Annotated in this window: 13 protein-coding genes; 3 read left to right on the top strand and 10 right to left on the bottom strand. The window is 57.0% G+C overall.

What is annotated here, in order from left to right; genetic code table 11:
- Positions 1-60 precede the first annotated feature (60 nt).
- From JUF21_RS05215 to JUF21_RS05205, 3 genes are all read right to left on the bottom strand, one after another.
- On the bottom strand, positions 61-1008 hold the full coding sequence (locus JUF21_RS05215; RefSeq protein ID WP_203624096.1) for a diacylglycerol kinase family protein: 948 nt from the start codon (positions 1006-1008) through the stop codon (positions 61-63).
- Positions 1009-1345: 337 nt separating this feature from the next.
- A complete protein-coding gene (locus tag JUF21_RS05210; RefSeq protein WP_203624097.1) occupies positions 1346-2992 on the bottom strand; it encodes an APC family permease in 1647 nt (548 codons plus the stop codon).
- Positions 2993-3271: 279 nt separating this feature from the next.
- Complete coding sequence (locus JUF21_RS05205) at positions 3272-4921, bottom strand: APC family permease (protein WP_203624098.1); 1650 nt, start codon at positions 4919-4921, stop codon at positions 3272-3274.
- Positions 4922-5231: 310 nt separating this feature from the next.
- Between JUF21_RS05205 and JUF21_RS05200 the strand changes: the two genes are divergently transcribed.
- From JUF21_RS05200 to JUF21_RS05190, 3 genes are all read left to right on the top strand, one after another.
- Entirely contained in the window at positions 5232-5990 is a 759-nt protein-coding gene (locus JUF21_RS05200; protein ID WP_203624099.1) for an ABC transporter ATP-binding protein, read from the top strand.
- Between the two features lie 12 nt (positions 5991-6002).
- Entirely contained in the window at positions 6003-7811 is a 1809-nt protein-coding gene (locus tag JUF21_RS05195) for an FtsX-like permease family protein (protein ID WP_203624100.1), read from the top strand.
- Positions 7812-8015: 204 nt separating this feature from the next.
- Positions 8016-8540, top strand: a complete 525-nt coding sequence (locus tag JUF21_RS05190; protein ID WP_125754689.1) for a hypothetical protein — start codon at positions 8016-8018, stop codon at positions 8538-8540.
- 121 nt (positions 8541-8661) lie between these two features.
- Here the strand turns inward: JUF21_RS05190 and JUF21_RS05185 are convergent, their stop codons facing one another.
- The 7 genes from JUF21_RS05185 to JUF21_RS05160 all read right to left on the bottom strand — a co-directional run bounded on the left by JUF21_RS05185 (position 8662) and on the right by JUF21_RS05160 (position 15830).
- The gene (locus JUF21_RS05185; RefSeq protein ID WP_203624333.1) at positions 8662-10431 is read right to left on the bottom strand and encodes an oleate hydratase; all 1770 of its coding nucleotides are present in this window, start codon (positions 10429-10431) and stop codon (positions 8662-8664) included.
- 4 nt (positions 10432-10435) lie between these two features.
- The gene (locus JUF21_RS12015) at positions 10436-10570 is read right to left on the bottom strand and encodes a hypothetical protein (RefSeq protein WP_255533303.1); all 135 of its coding nucleotides are present in this window, start codon (positions 10568-10570) and stop codon (positions 10436-10438) included.
- 89 nt (positions 10571-10659) lie between these two features.
- Positions 10660-11217 (bottom strand): TetR/AcrR family transcriptional regulator C-terminal domain-containing protein, encoded by a 558-nt coding sequence (locus JUF21_RS05180; RefSeq protein WP_203624334.1) that lies wholly within the window; start codon positions 11215-11217, stop codon positions 10660-10662.
- A 3-nt stretch (positions 11218-11220) separates the two neighbouring features.
- The gene (locus JUF21_RS05175) at positions 11221-11883 is read right to left on the bottom strand and encodes a histidine phosphatase family protein (RefSeq protein WP_203624335.1); all 663 of its coding nucleotides are present in this window, start codon (positions 11881-11883) and stop codon (positions 11221-11223) included.
- Between the two features lie 98 nt (positions 11884-11981).
- The gene (locus JUF21_RS05170; RefSeq protein WP_203624336.1) at positions 11982-12935 is read right to left on the bottom strand and encodes an aminoglycoside 6-adenylyltransferase; all 954 of its coding nucleotides are present in this window, start codon (positions 12933-12935) and stop codon (positions 11982-11984) included.
- 82 nt (positions 12936-13017) lie between these two features.
- The gene (locus JUF21_RS05165) at positions 13018-13923 is read right to left on the bottom strand and encodes a proline-specific peptidase family protein (protein ID WP_125754683.1); all 906 of its coding nucleotides are present in this window, start codon (positions 13921-13923) and stop codon (positions 13018-13020) included.
- 83 nt (positions 13924-14006) lie between these two features.
- Positions 14007-15830: a monovalent cation:proton antiporter family protein gene (locus tag JUF21_RS05160; RefSeq protein ID WP_203624337.1), complete on the bottom strand. Its 1824-nt coding sequence runs from the start codon at positions 15828-15830 to the stop codon at positions 14007-14009.
- Positions 15831-16100: the final 270 nt, after the last annotated feature.

Raw genomic sequence — 16100 nt, 5'->3', positions numbered from 1 at the left:
AAGTCGGCTCCTTTCCTTATAGATGCCTTCAGTCTAACACGATTAGGCGATTCCAGCCAATTAGGCCTTCGGCGCTGGCGACGTGCCTTGGGCCAGTTTACCCAGCTTTTCGCCCAGCGGCTCGACCGGCTTGGTCAGGACCTGAACCTTGCCCGAGATTACCTGCATGCGCAGGGGCAGGCCCACGCTTGGGTCGCCGTCAATGCGACTCTTGAGCTTCGTATTCGGCGTCTTGTTCTCGATGGTCAGACTGTCGGCGGCAAAGTACGTCATCCCCGGCAGCTTGGCAAAATTCCCGGTCAGAAAGTACGGCAGCATCAGCAAAAAGCCGCCAAGCGTCGGTTTTGGCGCGACGAAGACGTGAAACAGGCCGTCGTCGGGCTTGGCCTGCGGGGCAAAATTGCGAAAGCCGCCGACCGAGTTGGTCATGGTGACCAACAGAAAGCTGGTGTTGCGCTCCCAAGTGGTCCCGTTTCCGGCGATTTTCAAGTGCCAGTGCTGGTTGCGGCTCAGCGAGTTCAGCCCGCGCGTGAGATACACAATCGGTCCGAAGCGCTGCTTGTCTTTTTGCGAAACGGACACCGCCGCGTTGGCCAACACGCCCAGCGTCAGCGTTGAAATCATGACGCGGTCGTTGACGATGCCGATGTCCAGGTCATGCGGCGTGCCTTCCAGCAGGTTGACCAGAGCCAGGTCGGGCATCAGCGGGATGTGCAGCACCTTGGCCAAGTTGTTGACGGTGCCTTGGGGGATGATGCCTAGGCGCGGCGGGGTGCGGCGTTTGACCAGCCCGCCGGCCACCTGATTGATCGTGCCGTCGCCGCCGATGGCCACGACCACCTCGCTTTTGGCGTGAAAGGCCAAGTCAGTGGCGTCGCCCGGGGCTTTGGTCGGCTGTAGGAGGGCGGTGTGGCCCGCTGCTTTGATGCGGCTGGCCATGTGCTCAGCCACTGCCGAGGCCCCTTTGCGCCCAGCCTCCGGATTGTAAATCAGTGTGTAAGAAGTCATACGCGCATCCCTCCAATAGCTCCAGTGTAACACGCTGGGGCCGAGGCGTTAGACGTGAAAAGCGGGCACTCACCAGCGCATACTTTAGAAAAAGGGGGAATCGCCATGTTACACACGACGCTGATCATTGCAGGAGCGCTCACCATCGGTACCGTGGCTGTGCTGACGGTCGTGCGCAGACGGACCAATGTGCCGGTGCCAATGCCGGTCGCTCGCCGCCGTTGAATTTTTGTGAAGGCTCGAGGTGCGGATCGGTCCTCGCCGCGACCTAATGAAAGCCCCTGACAAGTGTTTAGAAAACTTGCCAGGGGCTTTTGCGTGATGTTGTGAATTTAGGTTAGTTCTCTTCCGTGACGATCCCCCGCCGGCCGTTGCGCGTGGCGGACAAGGTTACCGCGACCATCACAATGTCGATCACAAGGATGACGCCCCACTTGAGGGCGACCGGTGCGTTTGCCAGGATACTGGTGGCTAAGCCGTAGCTGACAAGCGCAATCAAGGCAACGTCGGTCACGATGGTGATCAAGACCCAGGTGGTCGGCTTGAACGCATTACCGCTTTGCTGGCGTTTGGCGATCCACGGCATCATGAAGCCAAGCACGACCATGCCGATTGGCACGATGATGTTCATTGCCAGCTGCAGCGCGAAGGTATCAGCAGTGGCGTCAGTCGGGAAGAAGCCCAACAGTGCAAGCAGCGCGGTGATGCCGAGCATCCACGCGCCGACGAAAATGGCCACGTGGCGGTTCTTCAGGTAAGTGTAGCTTGGCTTCGGGAACCGCTCCGGGTGAATGCGGACCATCAGGTAGGCCCAGAACAGGAAGCAGGTCGAGGCCGGTGACACGATGCCGTTCAGGTTGAGCAGCCAGTTGAAGATGTCGTTGATCTTCGGCAGCAGGCCGCCCAGCGCCATGATCAAGGCACACAGGATGGTGGTCATCCAGTAGCCGTTGATCGGCAGGCCGTCGCTGTTTTTCTTGGTCAGCTGACGCGGCATGAAGCGCTTGGCCACATCCGACAAGAAGACGCGGGTCGAGGCGTCCAGGATGACGGCCAGCTGGGCGAGCATGTAAATGCCCTGCACGCCGGCGAACACGTACATGAGGCTCTTACCCATGCCGAACTGCTCCCCGATACGCAGGAACGCGTAGTAGGAGCCGTTCATTTTCAGATCGTTCGGCAGGTGGTGGGCATTGAAGTACACGCCCAAAGAAAAGGTGCCAAGGAGAGTCAGGAACATCGTCATGATGGCAATCATCTTCAGGGCCTTGGGGAAATCCTTGGCCGGGTGCTTCATGTCAGCGGTGTATGGCGCCGCCAGTTCCGAGCCGTTCATCGCGAAGACGAACAGACCGAACGTGGACAGGAAGCCCAGTGAGAAGAAGTCCTTGGGGATGAACGCCTTGAAGTTGAACGGGTGGGTGGCAATCGGGTTGCCCTTAGCCAGCCCCACAAAGGTCATGATGACGAACAGCACGGTCATGATGAACATGGCCCCGCCGCCGATGGTGGACATCACTTCCAGTGACTTGTTCTTAAACAGGTGCTGGATCCAGATGAAGACCACGAAAATCGCGGCGGTGGTGATCCCAAACCAGGCATTACCCAGGTGGGCCTGAATGTTGCCGTTACCGGAGATGATCCACCCCAGCGAGATGACGACCGAGTTGGCGACATCGACAACGTAAGGCAGGCCGGTGATCCAGTAGAACCAAGCGGCGTAGTAGCCGACGGTGTCGCCGTTGGTTTCGCGCATCCATGAGGTGATGCCGCCGCCGCGTTCGGCGAAGGTCGAGCCCATGTGGGCGACGATCAGGTTGTAAGGAAGCACGTACAGGAACGTCATCAGGACCCATGAGGTGACGGCGACGAGTCCTTGGTTCTGGAAGTTATAAATAATATCATCAAAGCCGATGACGGTGACGAAATCCATCAGGCCGACAATGACCCATGGAATATATTCTTTTCTATCTTTAGTATCCATTTTTTCCTCCGAGTGTGACTAAGTGCGGTCAACTCTCAAAGGCCCGGGGCTTTATTTCTGCGCATAGGGCTCCTCCAAGTCAGACAATTTTGTCTTACCCATTTTACCCTATATTGGTTTTCAGTAAACACCTAAAATGAAGGACCCGGTGTGACTGGAGAAAATTGTCCCACGAATGTTGAACCGCATGAAAATAAACTCGGACACATTTGGGTGAGCCCAAACAAAAACGCCACCAGCCGTCTGGCCGATGGTGGCGTAAAATGGTGACTAATTCTTTCACGCGGCGCTAACGCCTTTGCGGCCGTTGCGCGTGATCAGCAGCACGAGCCCCACTGCAAGCAGGTCGAAGACAATGACCAGTGCCAGCTTAGGCAGGGCGGCAAGGCTCGCAAACAGGCGCACATCGATGCCGTAGCTGACGGCTGCGACCGCCCCAATCGCGAGTAGCACGGTGATGATCTGCCAGCCGCGAACGCTGAAGGCCGCCCCGCGGGCTTGCTGCCGCTTGGCGAGCCAAGGCATCATGAAGCCCAGGATGATCATCCCTGCCGGTACCGCAAAATTTAGCGTCAGCATGGTGGCGAAGGTCTTCGGATCTGAATCGGTTGGGAAGAAGCCCATGACCGCCAGAATGAAGGTGACGCCGAACATCCACAGGCCGACCAGAAAGCCCAGCTTGTCAGACTTGATGTAGGTGTATTCCGGGGTCTTGAATTGGTCGGAGTGCCGCCGCAGCATCATGAAGGCCCAAAACAGGAAGCAAGTCGCAAACGGCGATACAATGCCGTTCAGGTCCAGCAGCCAGTTGAAGATGTCGTTGATTTTCGGCAGCAGGCCGCCGAGAGCCATGATGACGCCACAAATCGCGGTGGTCAGCCAGTAGCCGTTGATCGGCAGGCCATCGCTGTTCTTCTTGGTCAGCTGCTTGGGCAGGAAGCGTTTGTTCACGTCGGCCAGGAAAATCCGAGTAGAACCGTCCAGCAGAATGGCCAGCTGCGCCAGGTCGTACAGCAGCTGCGTGACCGTGAAGGTGTACAGCAGCGTGTTGCCCAGGCCAAACTGATGACCGATCAGCTGAAATGCGTAGTAATTCCCGTTCATTTTCAGGTCGTTCGGCAGGTGGTGGGCGTTAAAGTAGACGCCCAGACTGAAGGTGCCAAATAGAGTCAGGAACATGGTCATGATGGCGATCATCTTCAGCGACTTGGGAAAATCGCGACTCGGGTGCTTCATGTTGCCCGTGTACGGCGCGGCCATTTCGGAGCCGTTCATCGCGAAGACGAACAGGCCGAACGTGGACAGAAAGCGGAAGGACCAGAAGTGCTTCGGCATGAAGGCCTGCAGGTTGAACGGATGGGTGGCGATCGGCCGGCCCTGCTTCAGGCCGACGAACGTCATGATGACAAACATCACCGTCATCCCAAACATGGCGATCCCGCCGATAGTGGACATGACCTCCAAGCTCTTGTTCTTGAAGAGGTGCTCGAGCCAGATGAAGACCACGAACACGAAGGCGGACAGAATTCCGAACCACGCGTTCCCCATGTGCGACTGAATGTTGCCGTCGCCGTTAAGGATCCAGCCGGCGGAAATGATGACTGAGTTGGCCACGTCCACAACGTAAGGCAGTTCAGTGATCCAGTAAAACCAGCCGGCAAAGTAGCCGACCGTATCGCCGTTGGTCCGGCGCATCCAGGACGTGATGCCGCCGCCTTCGTCAGAGAAGGTCGACCCCATGTGCGCGACGATCAGGTTGTAGGGGATGACGTAAAAGAACGTCATCAGCACCCAGGTGAACAGCGCGACCAAGCCCTGATTGCGAAAATTATAAATAATATCATCAAAGCCAATCACGGTGACGAAGTCCATCAGGGCGATGATGAACCATGGAATGTAATGATTTTTTTCGTCTAATTCATTATTCATTTGATTACTCCTCAGCTGTCAGTGACGTTCAACAAACCGAGGGCCGGGGGCTTTGTTGCGGGCCATGACCACTCTCCTCACGGGCACTGTGCGGCAAACTTGCACAGTTTACTTATGACACTATTGATTAATTCTAGACGTCTTTTCAGAAAATTCTAGGCCATTTCAGAAAATATGTTGAGAAATGGTTAAGCGACTTACAGAGTTGTTAGCGGCCACCCGCAAAACGTAAGGTCACAGCGCGGCGTTTTACGTTACGATATTGGCATGGACAAATTAGGGGGCACTCGCCTCAAATGGAGGAATCAACATGGCAGAGCAACCGGTCGTCAGCGTTAAGGACGTCACCAAAACTTATGGCAAGCGCGGCGAAAAGCAGTATCAGGCCTTGAAAGGCATCACGTTTGATGTGCAGCCCGGCGAATTTGTCGGCATCATGGGGGCCAGCGGCTCCGGTAAAACCACGCTGCTCAACATTTTAAGCACACTGGACCGGCCGACTTCCGGAAGCGTCGCAATCAACGGCCAGGACGTCACCGCGTTGCGGGGCAACCAGCTGTCTGATTTTCGGGCCAAGCGAGTCGGGTTTATTTTCCAGGACTTCAACTTACTTGAGAACTTGACGGCCCGCGAAAACATTGCGCTGCCGATGGCGCTTCAAAACGTCAAAAGTGCCCAGCAGCAGACGGCAGTGACCCAAATCGCCCAGACGCTAGGTATCGATGCGGTGCTCGACCACTACCCAACGGAGCTGTCCGGCGGCCAAAAGCAACGCGTCGCGGCCGCCCGCGCCTTGGTGCAGCAGCCGGCAATCCTGTTTGGCGATGAGCCGACCGGGGCCTTGGACTCGCAGTCCGCACGCGAGCTGCTGAATACGATGGCGCAGCTGAATGACCAGCAGCATGTGTCGATCCTGCTGGTGACGCATGACCCGTTTTCTGCCAGCTACGCCAAGCGCATCCTGTTCATCAAGGATGGCCAAATCGGCCAGGAGCTGGTGCACGGCGAAAAGACGCAGGAGCAGTTCTACCAGGAGATTTTAACGACCCTGGGCACATTTCAGCAGTAAGGAGGCGGGAAGATGTTACGCAAATTAGCACTCGGCGGGATCCGCTCCCGCTTTCGCGATTACGCGGTCCTGTTTTCCGGACTGGTGATCGGCAGCGCGGTGTTTTACATGTTTCTCAGCCTCGCAACCAACAAGGCGTTTCTGACCGCCAACACCATGGTGGGGATGACCTCGTTCATCTTCGGCTTTGGGGAGGTTCTGCTGGTGATCATCACAACGGTGTACATCGTTTACGCCAACAGTTTCCTGATGAGTATGCGCCAGCGCGACTACGCGATGTTCATGATGCTCGGCGCCAAAAGTCGCAAAATTGCGCAGTTGATTTTTATTGAGACGGTCACGGTCGGCGTGCTCGCCGCCGTGGTCGGCATCGCCTTAGGCATGGGCCTGACCGGCGTGGCCGGACACGTCTTAATGGCGCAGCTGCACGCCCCGGCGACGCATTTTTCCGTGGTTTGGCCGCCGGCAATCATGTGGACGTTTGTCTTTTTCCTGCTGATGTTTGTGGTCGGCGCGCTGATCAACGCGCACAACCTGCTTAAAACACCGCTGCTGGACCTGCTGCACGCGGCCACGACCCCGAACCGGCTGAAGACAAAAAAATGGGTGCTGGGGATTCAGGCCGTTTTGGCGGTGGTGCTGCTGGCAATCGGGTATTGGGCGATGAGCCAGCTGGCCAAGCTGGTCCTGGCCGGCATCGCAATTGCGCTGGTCACCATCGTGCTGGGTTCCTATTTTCTGTTTAATGCGCTGCTGGTGTGGCTGATCGGCCTGCTGAAAAAGAATAAGCGCTTTGCCGCCAAGGGCCTGCACACGTTCACGCTCAGCCAGCTCAGTTTTCGCATCCGAGATTACACTCGGATTCTGGCTGTCGTGTCCATTCTGTTTGCGCTGGCCCTCGGTGCCATTACCGTCGGGCTGGGATTTGAGCATGACATCCCGGACCTGGCCTCGAAGCAAAATGCGTACGATACGGTCGTCGTTGATCCGAATGCGGCCACCATGGCCAAGGCGCGCCAGCTGACCGGGGTCAAGGCCCAGATCAACTACCACCTCAAACAAGACGCCAAGCACGTTTACTTCAACGCTTCGGAACTGGACCGTGACCCAGTGCTGGTGGTTCAGTTTGCCCGTGGGCCGGTCAAATTCACAAAGCTGACCGCCGCCAATTTTGCTCAGAAGAGCGGCGATTACGATAGCCAGTTAGGCCAGTTTTTGCCGGCCAAAGCGCAGGGCAAGCAGCTCGCCGTACTGACCGCAAGCCAATTTGCCGCCTTGACTAGTCCAGTGCAAACTGCGCACACCTGGCGGCTGAAGGACTTCACGGCTAACTACGACCAGCTCTCAGCGTTGAACAAGGCCATCGTCGCCCAGTACGGCAAAGAAAGCACCGCCGTTTACGGGCAGAAGTTTACCTATTACGACATGATCAACGGCGCCTTTTCGGGGATGGCCTTTATGGGCTTCTTCCTGGGCATCGCGTTCCTAGCCATGCTCGCGTCGACCTTGATGTTCAAGATTCTCAGCGGAGCGTCCTATGACCAAAGCCGCTATCTGATGCTGCAAAAAATCGGCGTGCGGCCAGGCCTGCTGCGCAAGTCCGTGCGCCAGGAGATCGGGGCCCTGTTCTTCTTTCCTGGCCTACTTGGCGTGATCCACGTGCTGTTTGGCCTGAAGATGTTTGTCGGTCTACTTCAGGAGCCTTATGGTCACTTGCTGCTGCCGTTCGGGTTGTTCCTAGTGCTGTATGCTGTATACTACCTGCTGACCGTGTGGCTGTATGAGCGCATTGTCATCCAGAAGGATATCGCGACTGATTGAGGCGACTTGAACAATCACGAATCGATATTTGACTTTTCAGAAAGGCGGCTGTTTAGCCGCCTTTTTTGATGTGGGAAAAGTAGCCGGCAGCCCCATTCTGATGCGGTCTGAGCCGAATGCTTGACATTGCCAGAGGCAAGCAGTATGCTAGCTCTCGTTTTCAAATTACAGCGGCTCGCGTTGGGGCGAGTCAGGGGGGCTATCATGATTTCGCAAGACATGGCGTTCGCGCCAATCGATGATATTGGTGCGATCACATATCCAAGCTTGGCTGGGCTTTCCTGCCCGCACTGCGGGGCTGACCATTTTGTGCCGGTGCGTCTTTCGCACCGCAAATTGCGGATGGATATGGTGATGGAAGATGATTCGGTGCAACCGGTCGCCTTCAAACCCATCGAAGTGCAGTGCCTCGTCTGCGGCCGGCGCTTTGACGCGCAGCCGCATGATGCGAGCGCTGAAGAACGCCTCGCCGTGCCGCATACGCTGACCATCACCCGCGAGAAGAATCGGCTAGGTGGGACGGTGTACGTGATGCTCAACGGCTTTGCCCAGTGCCTGCCAATCGAAAACGGCGAAACCTTGCAGCTGGAGATCAACACCAAGGATGTGTACATCTTTGTGGCCGGCAACACCAAACGGTTTGATCGGCAAAACGCCTTCCACCTGAGTCTGACCGATCTGTCCCCGGATCCTGAGGTCAGCTTCAAGTTTCACCCTCAATTTCTGTAATCAAGCGCAGCGGTTCTCGTGATGAGGGCCGCTTTTTTCGTGGTGTAAAAATCAATCAAAAAACCGGCCGTCACGATGACGACCGATTATCAGGCTCGTTGGTTCCCGCAAACCAGCGGAGTTATTCAAACATTTTCTTGGTGGCCCGCAACAAAGTCGGGATGTCCTTGTCGTAGCGCGGCGTCTTGACCAAGTGGCTCATCGGGATGCCGGCGAAGTGGTACGCGGCGATCTCGCCGGAGCGGACGGCGCTTTGCTCAGTGAAGACCATCTGGTACGGCTGCTCAGCGAACTCACCGGTGAAGGCGAGGTTGGTCGAGTGCGCCGGAATGACTAGCGGCCGGTCAGCCTTGGCGCGGTTGTTGAACAGGGCAGAGGCGTAAGGCATGTAAACGGGGATGCAGTTGATCACCGAATCCATGATGGCTTGCTCGTGTTCCTTGATGTTGATGGGACCCGGATCGACCATCGACAGTTGGCCGAGCAGCTCTTTCAGCATTTCCTCGCCGGTCATCTCGATGTATGGCTTCTGCACAAACTCACCGGTGCGACGCGGGTACAGGAAGTAGCCCCAAATGACGCTTTCGTCGGGCTTTTGCGTGGTGAAATGGGGCTGATGGTGAACCACAATCGACATGTTGACGTCGGGCTGACCCAGCGGTGTAATCGGCGCCGTGCTCAAAAATGAGTTCAGCGCGTTGCCAGGCACCTGGGTCGTGATGCGCGTGATCTCGTTGAGCAGCAGGTGGTCCTTGGTGGTCAACGTGAAGCTGACCCACTCGGATGCATCCCGGTCGGCAAAGAACTTGTCTGGGTTGCCGAGGTTGTAGAAGTGACTCGCGGCCTTTTTCCACAGGCTGGCGGCGATGCCGTAGTCCATATTCTCGCGTGCCGGAGTATGGTAGTCGCCAATGGTGGCAGAATCAGTGATTGAGCCGTTGGTGAAAATCACCGCCGTGTCATCGTCGACATTGACATGTTCGACGTCGCCAGTGTTGGCGTCAGTCACTTCCAGATCGGTGACCGTAATTTCATCCTGCATCTTGGAGTCCTTGAAGTTCCAGTCGGAGACGATTTTGTCCAGGACGATGTTGACGCCCTGATCCTGTAAGTACTTGATCAGGGGCATCATGATGCTTTCGTACTGATTGTAGCGCGTGCGGTTGACGCCGACTAGATGCTCGATCTGCGTGAATTCGTACAGCATCATGTGCATGTAACGCCGCAGCTCCTGCGCACTGCTTTGGGTGCGGAAGGCAAACGTGGTCTCCCACATGTACCAGAAGTTGGTGGTGAACATGTGCGGGTCGTCTTGGAAGTAGTCGGCGATGGTGACGTTATCGAGTTGCTCCTCGTCCTTGTCCGGCATCATGACCAGCTTGGTCAGCAGCATCCGGTCCTGGTTATTCAGGCCGAGGTGCGAGGCGTTGACGATGCCTTCACCGCGGCGCAGCAGGCGGGCCTTATCGAAAGTGCGGTGCTTGCTGTCAAAATCGCGGGTGTCTTCAGCCGCGGTCATGCCGGGTTCGGTAACGGACTGCACGCGGCTGAGCAGATCCATCAAATCGACGTAGGTGCGGTAGTTGAGCATGCGGCCGCCGCGGGCGATGTAGCCCTTGGTGTTGTCCAGCGGGTGCGCCTTGTTCCAGTATTCAGCGGCCTGGTCAGTGGCGGCGCTGCCGTCATTGGAGCCGTGGTCGTCCAGACTGTAGAAGGTGATGGCCGAGCCATCCCATTTGCCTTCCTGAATCAAGTACACGGCCGCGGCCATGTTGGCCAGGCCGGCACCAATCATAATTGCCTTGTGTTTGATCATATCAAAAGCTTCCTTTCGTTTGCGGCTGCGTCGTACTTCCGCGTTGGCGGCACGAAGCGCGAGTGTGGCACGCATTAATCTAGCTGCGCTGTGATTCAAAAATGGCGTAATCCTTCGCGTCGTCGTGGAACCAGTCCAGTTTCTTCAAGGTGTAGACGGTGGCGCCGGCAAGGACGCCGGCAACTAGGCCAAGGAGTAGGGTTTTCTTTTTCATCAGATGTACCACCTTTCTGTTTACGCTTTCAGTGTATGAGGAAAAATGGCGCAAAAAAATAGGCAACCCGAGGGGATTGCCCAAAAATCTCAATGTAATGTATTCGCGTTGTGAATAGCGTTTTGCACCGCGCCTGTCAGCATGATGTCACAGCGGTGGACGATGGCCTGCTTCGGCTCGGTCAAGCCCTCCATCAGCCACTGAATGATCTGTGCAACAATCGCCAGGCCGTAAAAATTGCAGATGTCATCGGTCAGCGGTTTTGGCAGGTTGGGGTCGGCATCGTTTACGACGCGCTGCACCAGGGATTCCGCAACGGTGGCCAGCAGCTGCTCCAGCAGGTCGCGGCCTACCGAGTTGAACGAGGCGACGCAGAATGAACGGTTGTCATCGATGTAGTCCAGCAGCATGCGCAGCGCTTTTTGCCACTCGGTGATCTGCGCGTACTTGGCCATTTGGACGATGATCTCCTGCTCATAGATCCAGGCCAGCAGGGAATAGATGTCCTCGAAGTGGTAGTAAAACGTGTTGCGCGTCACCCCGGCCTTTTTCGTCAGCGCGCTGATGGTGATGTGGTCCAGCGCGGTGGTCGCCATCATCTCGCGCAGGGTGTGAGCCAGGCGCCGCTTGGTCGTGTCCGTCGCCATGGCCTAAACCAGCTTCAGCTCGTTGTAGCCGAGGACCTTGATGCCTTCGTCGGTGAGGGCGATGCGCGAAATGGACCCGTTGCGCGGCGAATCAGTGACGATCCAGCCGTCGTCTTTGCCAAACTTGTCGATAATGCTGCGAATAGTCGTGCCGTGCGTGACCAAGAGCACATTGTCGCCGTTCTGATTCTGGTCCCGAAGCAGCTTGAAGCCTTTCTGCAGACGGTTCCAGTAGGTCAAGGCGTCCTCGGCGTCATGGAACGGGTCGGCCTCATGCATGAAGTCCTTCGTTGCGTCAACGCCGAATTTTTCGATCAGTTCCTTGAACGTGCGGGCGCCGTGGGGCATGCCCACCGCGTACCAGGTCTTCGGCGAATCCTCGCCTTCGTAGTAGCCGTAGAACTGCTCGCGAAACAGCGGGGTTTCGGTCAGCGCAACGTTGCTGTTGAAGTTTTGCTCGAGGATGTAGCCTGCCGTTCGCCGCGCGCGGGTGGTGTCGCTGCAGTAGGCGCGGGTGAACGTCACGTGGCGCAGCGCTTCGCCGGCGCGCTTGCCGTCTGCGATACCCTTTTCGGTCAGCGGTGAGTCCGACCAGCCCTGCATCTTGTTGAATTTATTGAACCAGGTCTGACCGTGCCGGACCAGGTAAACCGTAACAGTTTTCATGGCGCACCTCCGTGTGATTTACTTCAAGTTTACCACAGCACAAGCCCCCGCTGAGGCCCAAAAAGGGGGGCGGCTGGCGGCCGTCCCCTTAGGTCGAACTACTTCTGCTGATTGCCTTCGTAATACGCCGCACGCTTGGCGGCGTGGCGCTTGGCAATTTCTTCCTTCTGCTTGGCGCTTGCGGCTTCCTGCGCCTTTTTCTCGGCGTTCAGCGGTGCGGTCAGGTCGAAGAACCAGCTGGTGACCTGGGCGTCGGCGGGCCCGAGCCAGGCCGGACGCAGCAGCGTCTGGTCGTCGTTAAACTCGTCCACCAGGCTTTCGACGATGACCACACAGTTTTTCAGGCTGGCCAGGGTGGCAGCACGACTGCTTTGGTCATATGTGGCCGCCAGCTGACTTTGCTCATAGGACGCCAGCTTGGGCCAGACGTTCTTGAAGTTAACGCCTGGGTCAAAGTGGCCATCTTGCGCCAGCGTTTCCCGGTAGGCGTAAAGCGTGAGCACCTGCGGCCGCAGGTGGGCGTTGAACTGCTCATTGGCGTATAGCAGGTTATTGCGCGAAAGGCCCTTGATCACATTGCCGGCGATCCAGAAGATTTCATTGAGGGTCGCCTCGTAGTCCGCCTGCGTCGGCGCAGTGAGAAAATGGCTGGACGCGTCGGTGGCGCGTGGGGTGACGCGGCCTTGGCCCTGCCGCCAGATGATCGCGTTCAAGTGGTCGGCAGCCAGGTACGCGGCTTCGTCAGCGGCGGGCGCGATTTTCCAGTCGATCCGCCGCGTGCCTTGGTAGCGGGTCAGCCAGGATTCCCAGGCGCCGGTGGCCGGGCCGAACAGGTGAGTGTCGTGCAGGTGTTGGACCAGTTTGGTCGCCCCCAGCGCGTTCACCCAGGCTTTAGCGTCGACCTGGTCCGGGTCAGCGGCAAACAAGGTGACGTCCAGATCTGTCCATTCGTCCGGCGTTTGGTCAGGATCGTTGCCTGATCCTTCAGTCCCGATAGCGAGAATGTTGGCGTCGTTTTCCGCGCGCTCAATAATTTTATCGATGTCTGCCATGTTGTGCCTCCGTTAAAGTTTGTCCCCATTATAGCCCTTTGCAGGACGAAAAAAGCCAGCCGCAATGGGCTGGCAATATGACTTAATCATTGAAGTTGCCGGATTCGACGTCCTTGATAAACTGCTTCAGGTGCGCGAAGTAAACCGGGGCGTTGTCGATCATGTGGTGGTGGCCACCGTCTGGCGTGGTGACCAAACGGGCATGCGGAATGTCCTCGGCCATGCGCTGAGCCGAGCGCAGCGGCATGGTTTCATGCTCGCCGAAGGTCAACAGGGTCGGCACGGTGATGTTGTGAATCTGGTCGCGAATGTCCCAGTCCTTCAGCTTGCCGGTGACGACAAATTCATTGTCGCCTTGGAAAGCGTTGTAAACTGGGGTGCCAGTGGTGTCGATCAGGTGGGAAATGGCAGGCGGCTGCTTGCGGTCCACGTAGCTGCGGTTCAGCACGTCGACGTACTTCTGGTATTGCGCGTCCTTCCAGTTGCCTTCTGCCTCAATTTTCTTCATGTACTTGACGGCCTTGGGCGGCAGGCACTCTTCACGCACATAGTTGACGTGGTCGACGTACTCGTCGATGTTGTCGATCATGGAGGAGATGATGGCGCCCTTGAGGTGCTCGCCGTACTTGAGCGCGTACAGCTGCGTCAAGGCACCGCCCCAGCTTTGCCCAATCAGGTAAAAATGATCCAAGCCGAGCTTTTGGCGGACTTCCTCAACTTCGCCTAAGAAGTAGTCCGTGGTCAGGTACTTTTTGGCAATTTCTGGGTCTGAGTAGTCCGGCTGATCCGAGTACCAGCTGCCGAGCTGATCGTACATGTGCACTTGGACGCCGAGGTCGCTCAGCTGCTCGCCGAAGTTTTCCCAGTATTCGTGGTTGCCGCCAGGGCCGCCGTGCAGGCAGAGCAGGTGAATGTCGCCCTCGCCCTGCGTGTTGGTCCAAAGGTGGTAGCCGTTATCAAGCGTCAAAATCGTGGTTCCTTGCTTCATTGTGGTCACCGCATTTCCTTATAATAGTCTCATTCTATCACTTTCACTGCAGGCATGGTGGGATGCATCACACTTGCCTCAGCTTAGTTGACCTTTTCAAATTCTGCTCGCATCTGGCCGATTTGCGCCTTGTCGCCGGAGAAAATGATGTGGTCGCCCAGGTGGAGCTGGGTGTCACCATGCGGGGCGATGAAGTGGTCGCCGCGGAAAATCTGGCTGATGGTGATGTCGTTGACATAGGGCAGGTTCTTGACCTCCAGGCCGGCAAAGCGGCGGTTGTTGACGACGATTTCGAAGATGCCCGCGGTGGTGTCCTGCAGGATCTTGAGCGTCGACGGTGTTTCAATCAGGCTGCGCAGCATTGCGATGTTGGTCTCGAAGGTGTTGTAAACCTCAACGCCTTGCGCGGCCAGCTCATCGTAGCGGCCATCGGTGGCGTTTTTGGCGTCGAAGCGGGCGATGATGCGCGGCACCTTGGCCGCCAAGGCGAGTTCGGCAACGGCAAAGTTCTTATCTTCGTCGAAGTGGGCGAGGACGATGATGTCGGCGTCAAACACGCCGGCGTTCTGGAGCGTTGGCTCGGTCACGTCGGCCAGCAAGGTGACCGGCGCTTCGGAGTTGTAGGTTTTGAACTTGACCGGGTCGTCGGTGTACAGGCGCACCTCGTACAGGCCGCGGGTCAGCTGCTGGACGATTGGCACGGTCATCAGGTTGGCGCCGATGATGTGGACGCGCGTCTTTTTGACGTCGTCTTTTTCCGCAACGTAGAAGGTGTTGAATAGAATCGGGCTGGCGATGCAGGTGATGACCGCGGCCAGCGTGAAAGCGGCGCTTTGGGTGCTGGAGATGATGCCCAAGCTTTTGCCGATCGACAGCGCCGGAATGACCAGCGTGATCGTGGTCGACGTCAGCAGCATGCCGGCCAGCGCGTTGTGCTTGCGAAACCGCATCAAAAGCAGCGGGATCAGCAGCGCTTTGGCCGCATAAAAGGCGATCAGCAGCACAGGAATCAAGGCCAGGCTGGCCGGGTCCTTGAACATGGCCGGCAGGTTCATGTTCGCACCGGTCATAATGAAGAAGATCGGGATGAAAAAGCCGTAGCCAATGCTGGTCAGCTTATCCTCCGTCTCCTCGCGCGGTTTGAGCAGCTTCATCACCATGCCGGCGAGAAACGCGCCCAGAATATTTTCGGCGCCGACGGACTCGGCCACGGTGACCAGCGTGACGATCAGGAAAAAGGCCAGTCGAATGTCCAGCTGCGTGGTACTTTTATCGATTTCGGCGAACCACTGGTAAGGCTTGCGAAAACGGTGTAGCAGGAAGATGGCGGCCACGAAAATCAGCAGCAATAGCCACACGCTGCGTGAGGAGGTGCCGTTGAGGTTTTGGTAAACGGTCAGTGCAATCAGCGGCAGCACCTCGCCCAGTGCGGCCAGCAGCAGGACCGTTTGCCCGAACGGTTTGCTCAGCAGCTCTTTTTCCTTCAGCGCGGCGATGACCACGCCCAGCGCCACCGTGGCGAAAATAATCGCGGCAAACACGATGTGGTGATACAGCCCGAGCAAGTCAAGCACCCAGGCCGCAGCCAGTGCCATGAGGACGATGCTGCCGTAGCTGAGAAAGGCCAGCGGGGCCACGCCGATTTTGCTGCCAGCCTGTTTTTGCGGCCGGAACAGAGAAAAGTCGATTTCCATCCCCGACAGAAAAATCAAGACGATGACACCGAGGGTGCGCAGTTCCTCAAGCACGGCATTGCTGGTCACCCAGCCCAGCAGGCTGTTGCCCAAAATGATCCCGACAATGATCTCGGCCACCGCGGTGGGGAGACTGTGAATATTGAATTTGGCCATGAGCAGCGGGGTGAGCAGCGCCGCAAACAAAACGACCAGCAGTGAGATGCTTTGCATGTCGCTTCCTCCAAACAAGAAGAATTTGTGCCCATTTTACCGCAGGTTTCCGTTGATTGCGTCAGGCGGCCAGCGCGGCCTTGAAAAACGATAACATAAATTCTGTGAAAAGGGTTGACGTTTGATGAGCGGGCCATTAGACTCTGGAGTAACAAAATAATTCGTCCTAAACCGTTGAAGTGGAGATCAAGATTGTCGTGCACGCACAGAGAGCGACCGCAGCTGAGAGTGTCGCCGAACGCAGGCAGTTAAATGGACCACTGAGGGACA

This window comes from Lacticaseibacillus sp. 53-4 (assembly GCF_016861805.1).
In the GTDB taxonomy this organism is placed as follows: Bacteria; Bacillota; Bacilli; order Lactobacillales; family Lactobacillaceae; genus Lacticaseibacillus.
The sequence above is the reverse complement of the archived record's forward strand: the minus strand, read 5'-3'. Positions and strand labels throughout refer to the sequence as shown.

Coding starts and splice junctions, on each gene's coding strand:
- JUF21_RS05215 (WP_203624096.1), bottom strand. CDS start 1,008: ATGACTTCTTACACACTGATTTACAATCCGGAGGCTGGGCGCAAAGGG.
- JUF21_RS05210 (WP_203624097.1), bottom strand. CDS start 2,992: ATGGATACTAAAGATAGAAAAGAATATATTCCATGGGTCATTGTCGGC.
- JUF21_RS05205 (WP_203624098.1), bottom strand. CDS start 4,921: ATGAATAATGAATTAGACGAAAAAAATCATTACATTCCATGGTTCATC.
- JUF21_RS05200 (WP_203624099.1), top strand. CDS start 5,232: ATGGCAGAGCAACCGGTCGTCAGCGTTAAGGACGTCACCAAAACTTAT.
- JUF21_RS05195 (WP_203624100.1), top strand. CDS start 6,003: ATGTTACGCAAATTAGCACTCGGCGGGATCCGCTCCCGCTTTCGCGAT.
- JUF21_RS05190 (WP_125754689.1), top strand. CDS start 8,016: ATGATTTCGCAAGACATGGCGTTCGCGCCAATCGATGATATTGGTGCG.
- JUF21_RS05185 (WP_203624333.1), bottom strand. CDS start 10,431: ATGCGTGCCACACTCGCGCTTCGTGCCGCCAACGCGGAAGTACGACGC.
- JUF21_RS12015 (WP_255533303.1), bottom strand. CDS start 10,570: ATGAAAAAGAAAACCCTACTCCTTGGCCTAGTTGCCGGCGTCCTTGCC.
- JUF21_RS05180 (WP_203624334.1), bottom strand. CDS start 11,217: ATGGCGACGGACACGACCAAGCGGCGCCTGGCTCACACCCTGCGCGAG.
- JUF21_RS05175 (WP_203624335.1), bottom strand. CDS start 11,883: ATGAAAACTGTTACGGTTTACCTGGTCCGGCACGGTCAGACCTGGTTC.
- JUF21_RS05170 (WP_203624336.1), bottom strand. CDS start 12,935: ATGGCAGACATCGATAAAATTATTGAGCGCGCGGAAAACGACGCCAAC.
- JUF21_RS05165 (WP_125754683.1), bottom strand. CDS start 13,923: ATGAAGCAAGGAACCACGATTTTGACGCTTGATAACGGCTACCACCTT.
- JUF21_RS05160 (WP_203624337.1), bottom strand. CDS start 15,830: ATGCAAAGCATCTCACTGCTGGTCGTTTTGTTTGCGGCGCTGCTCACC.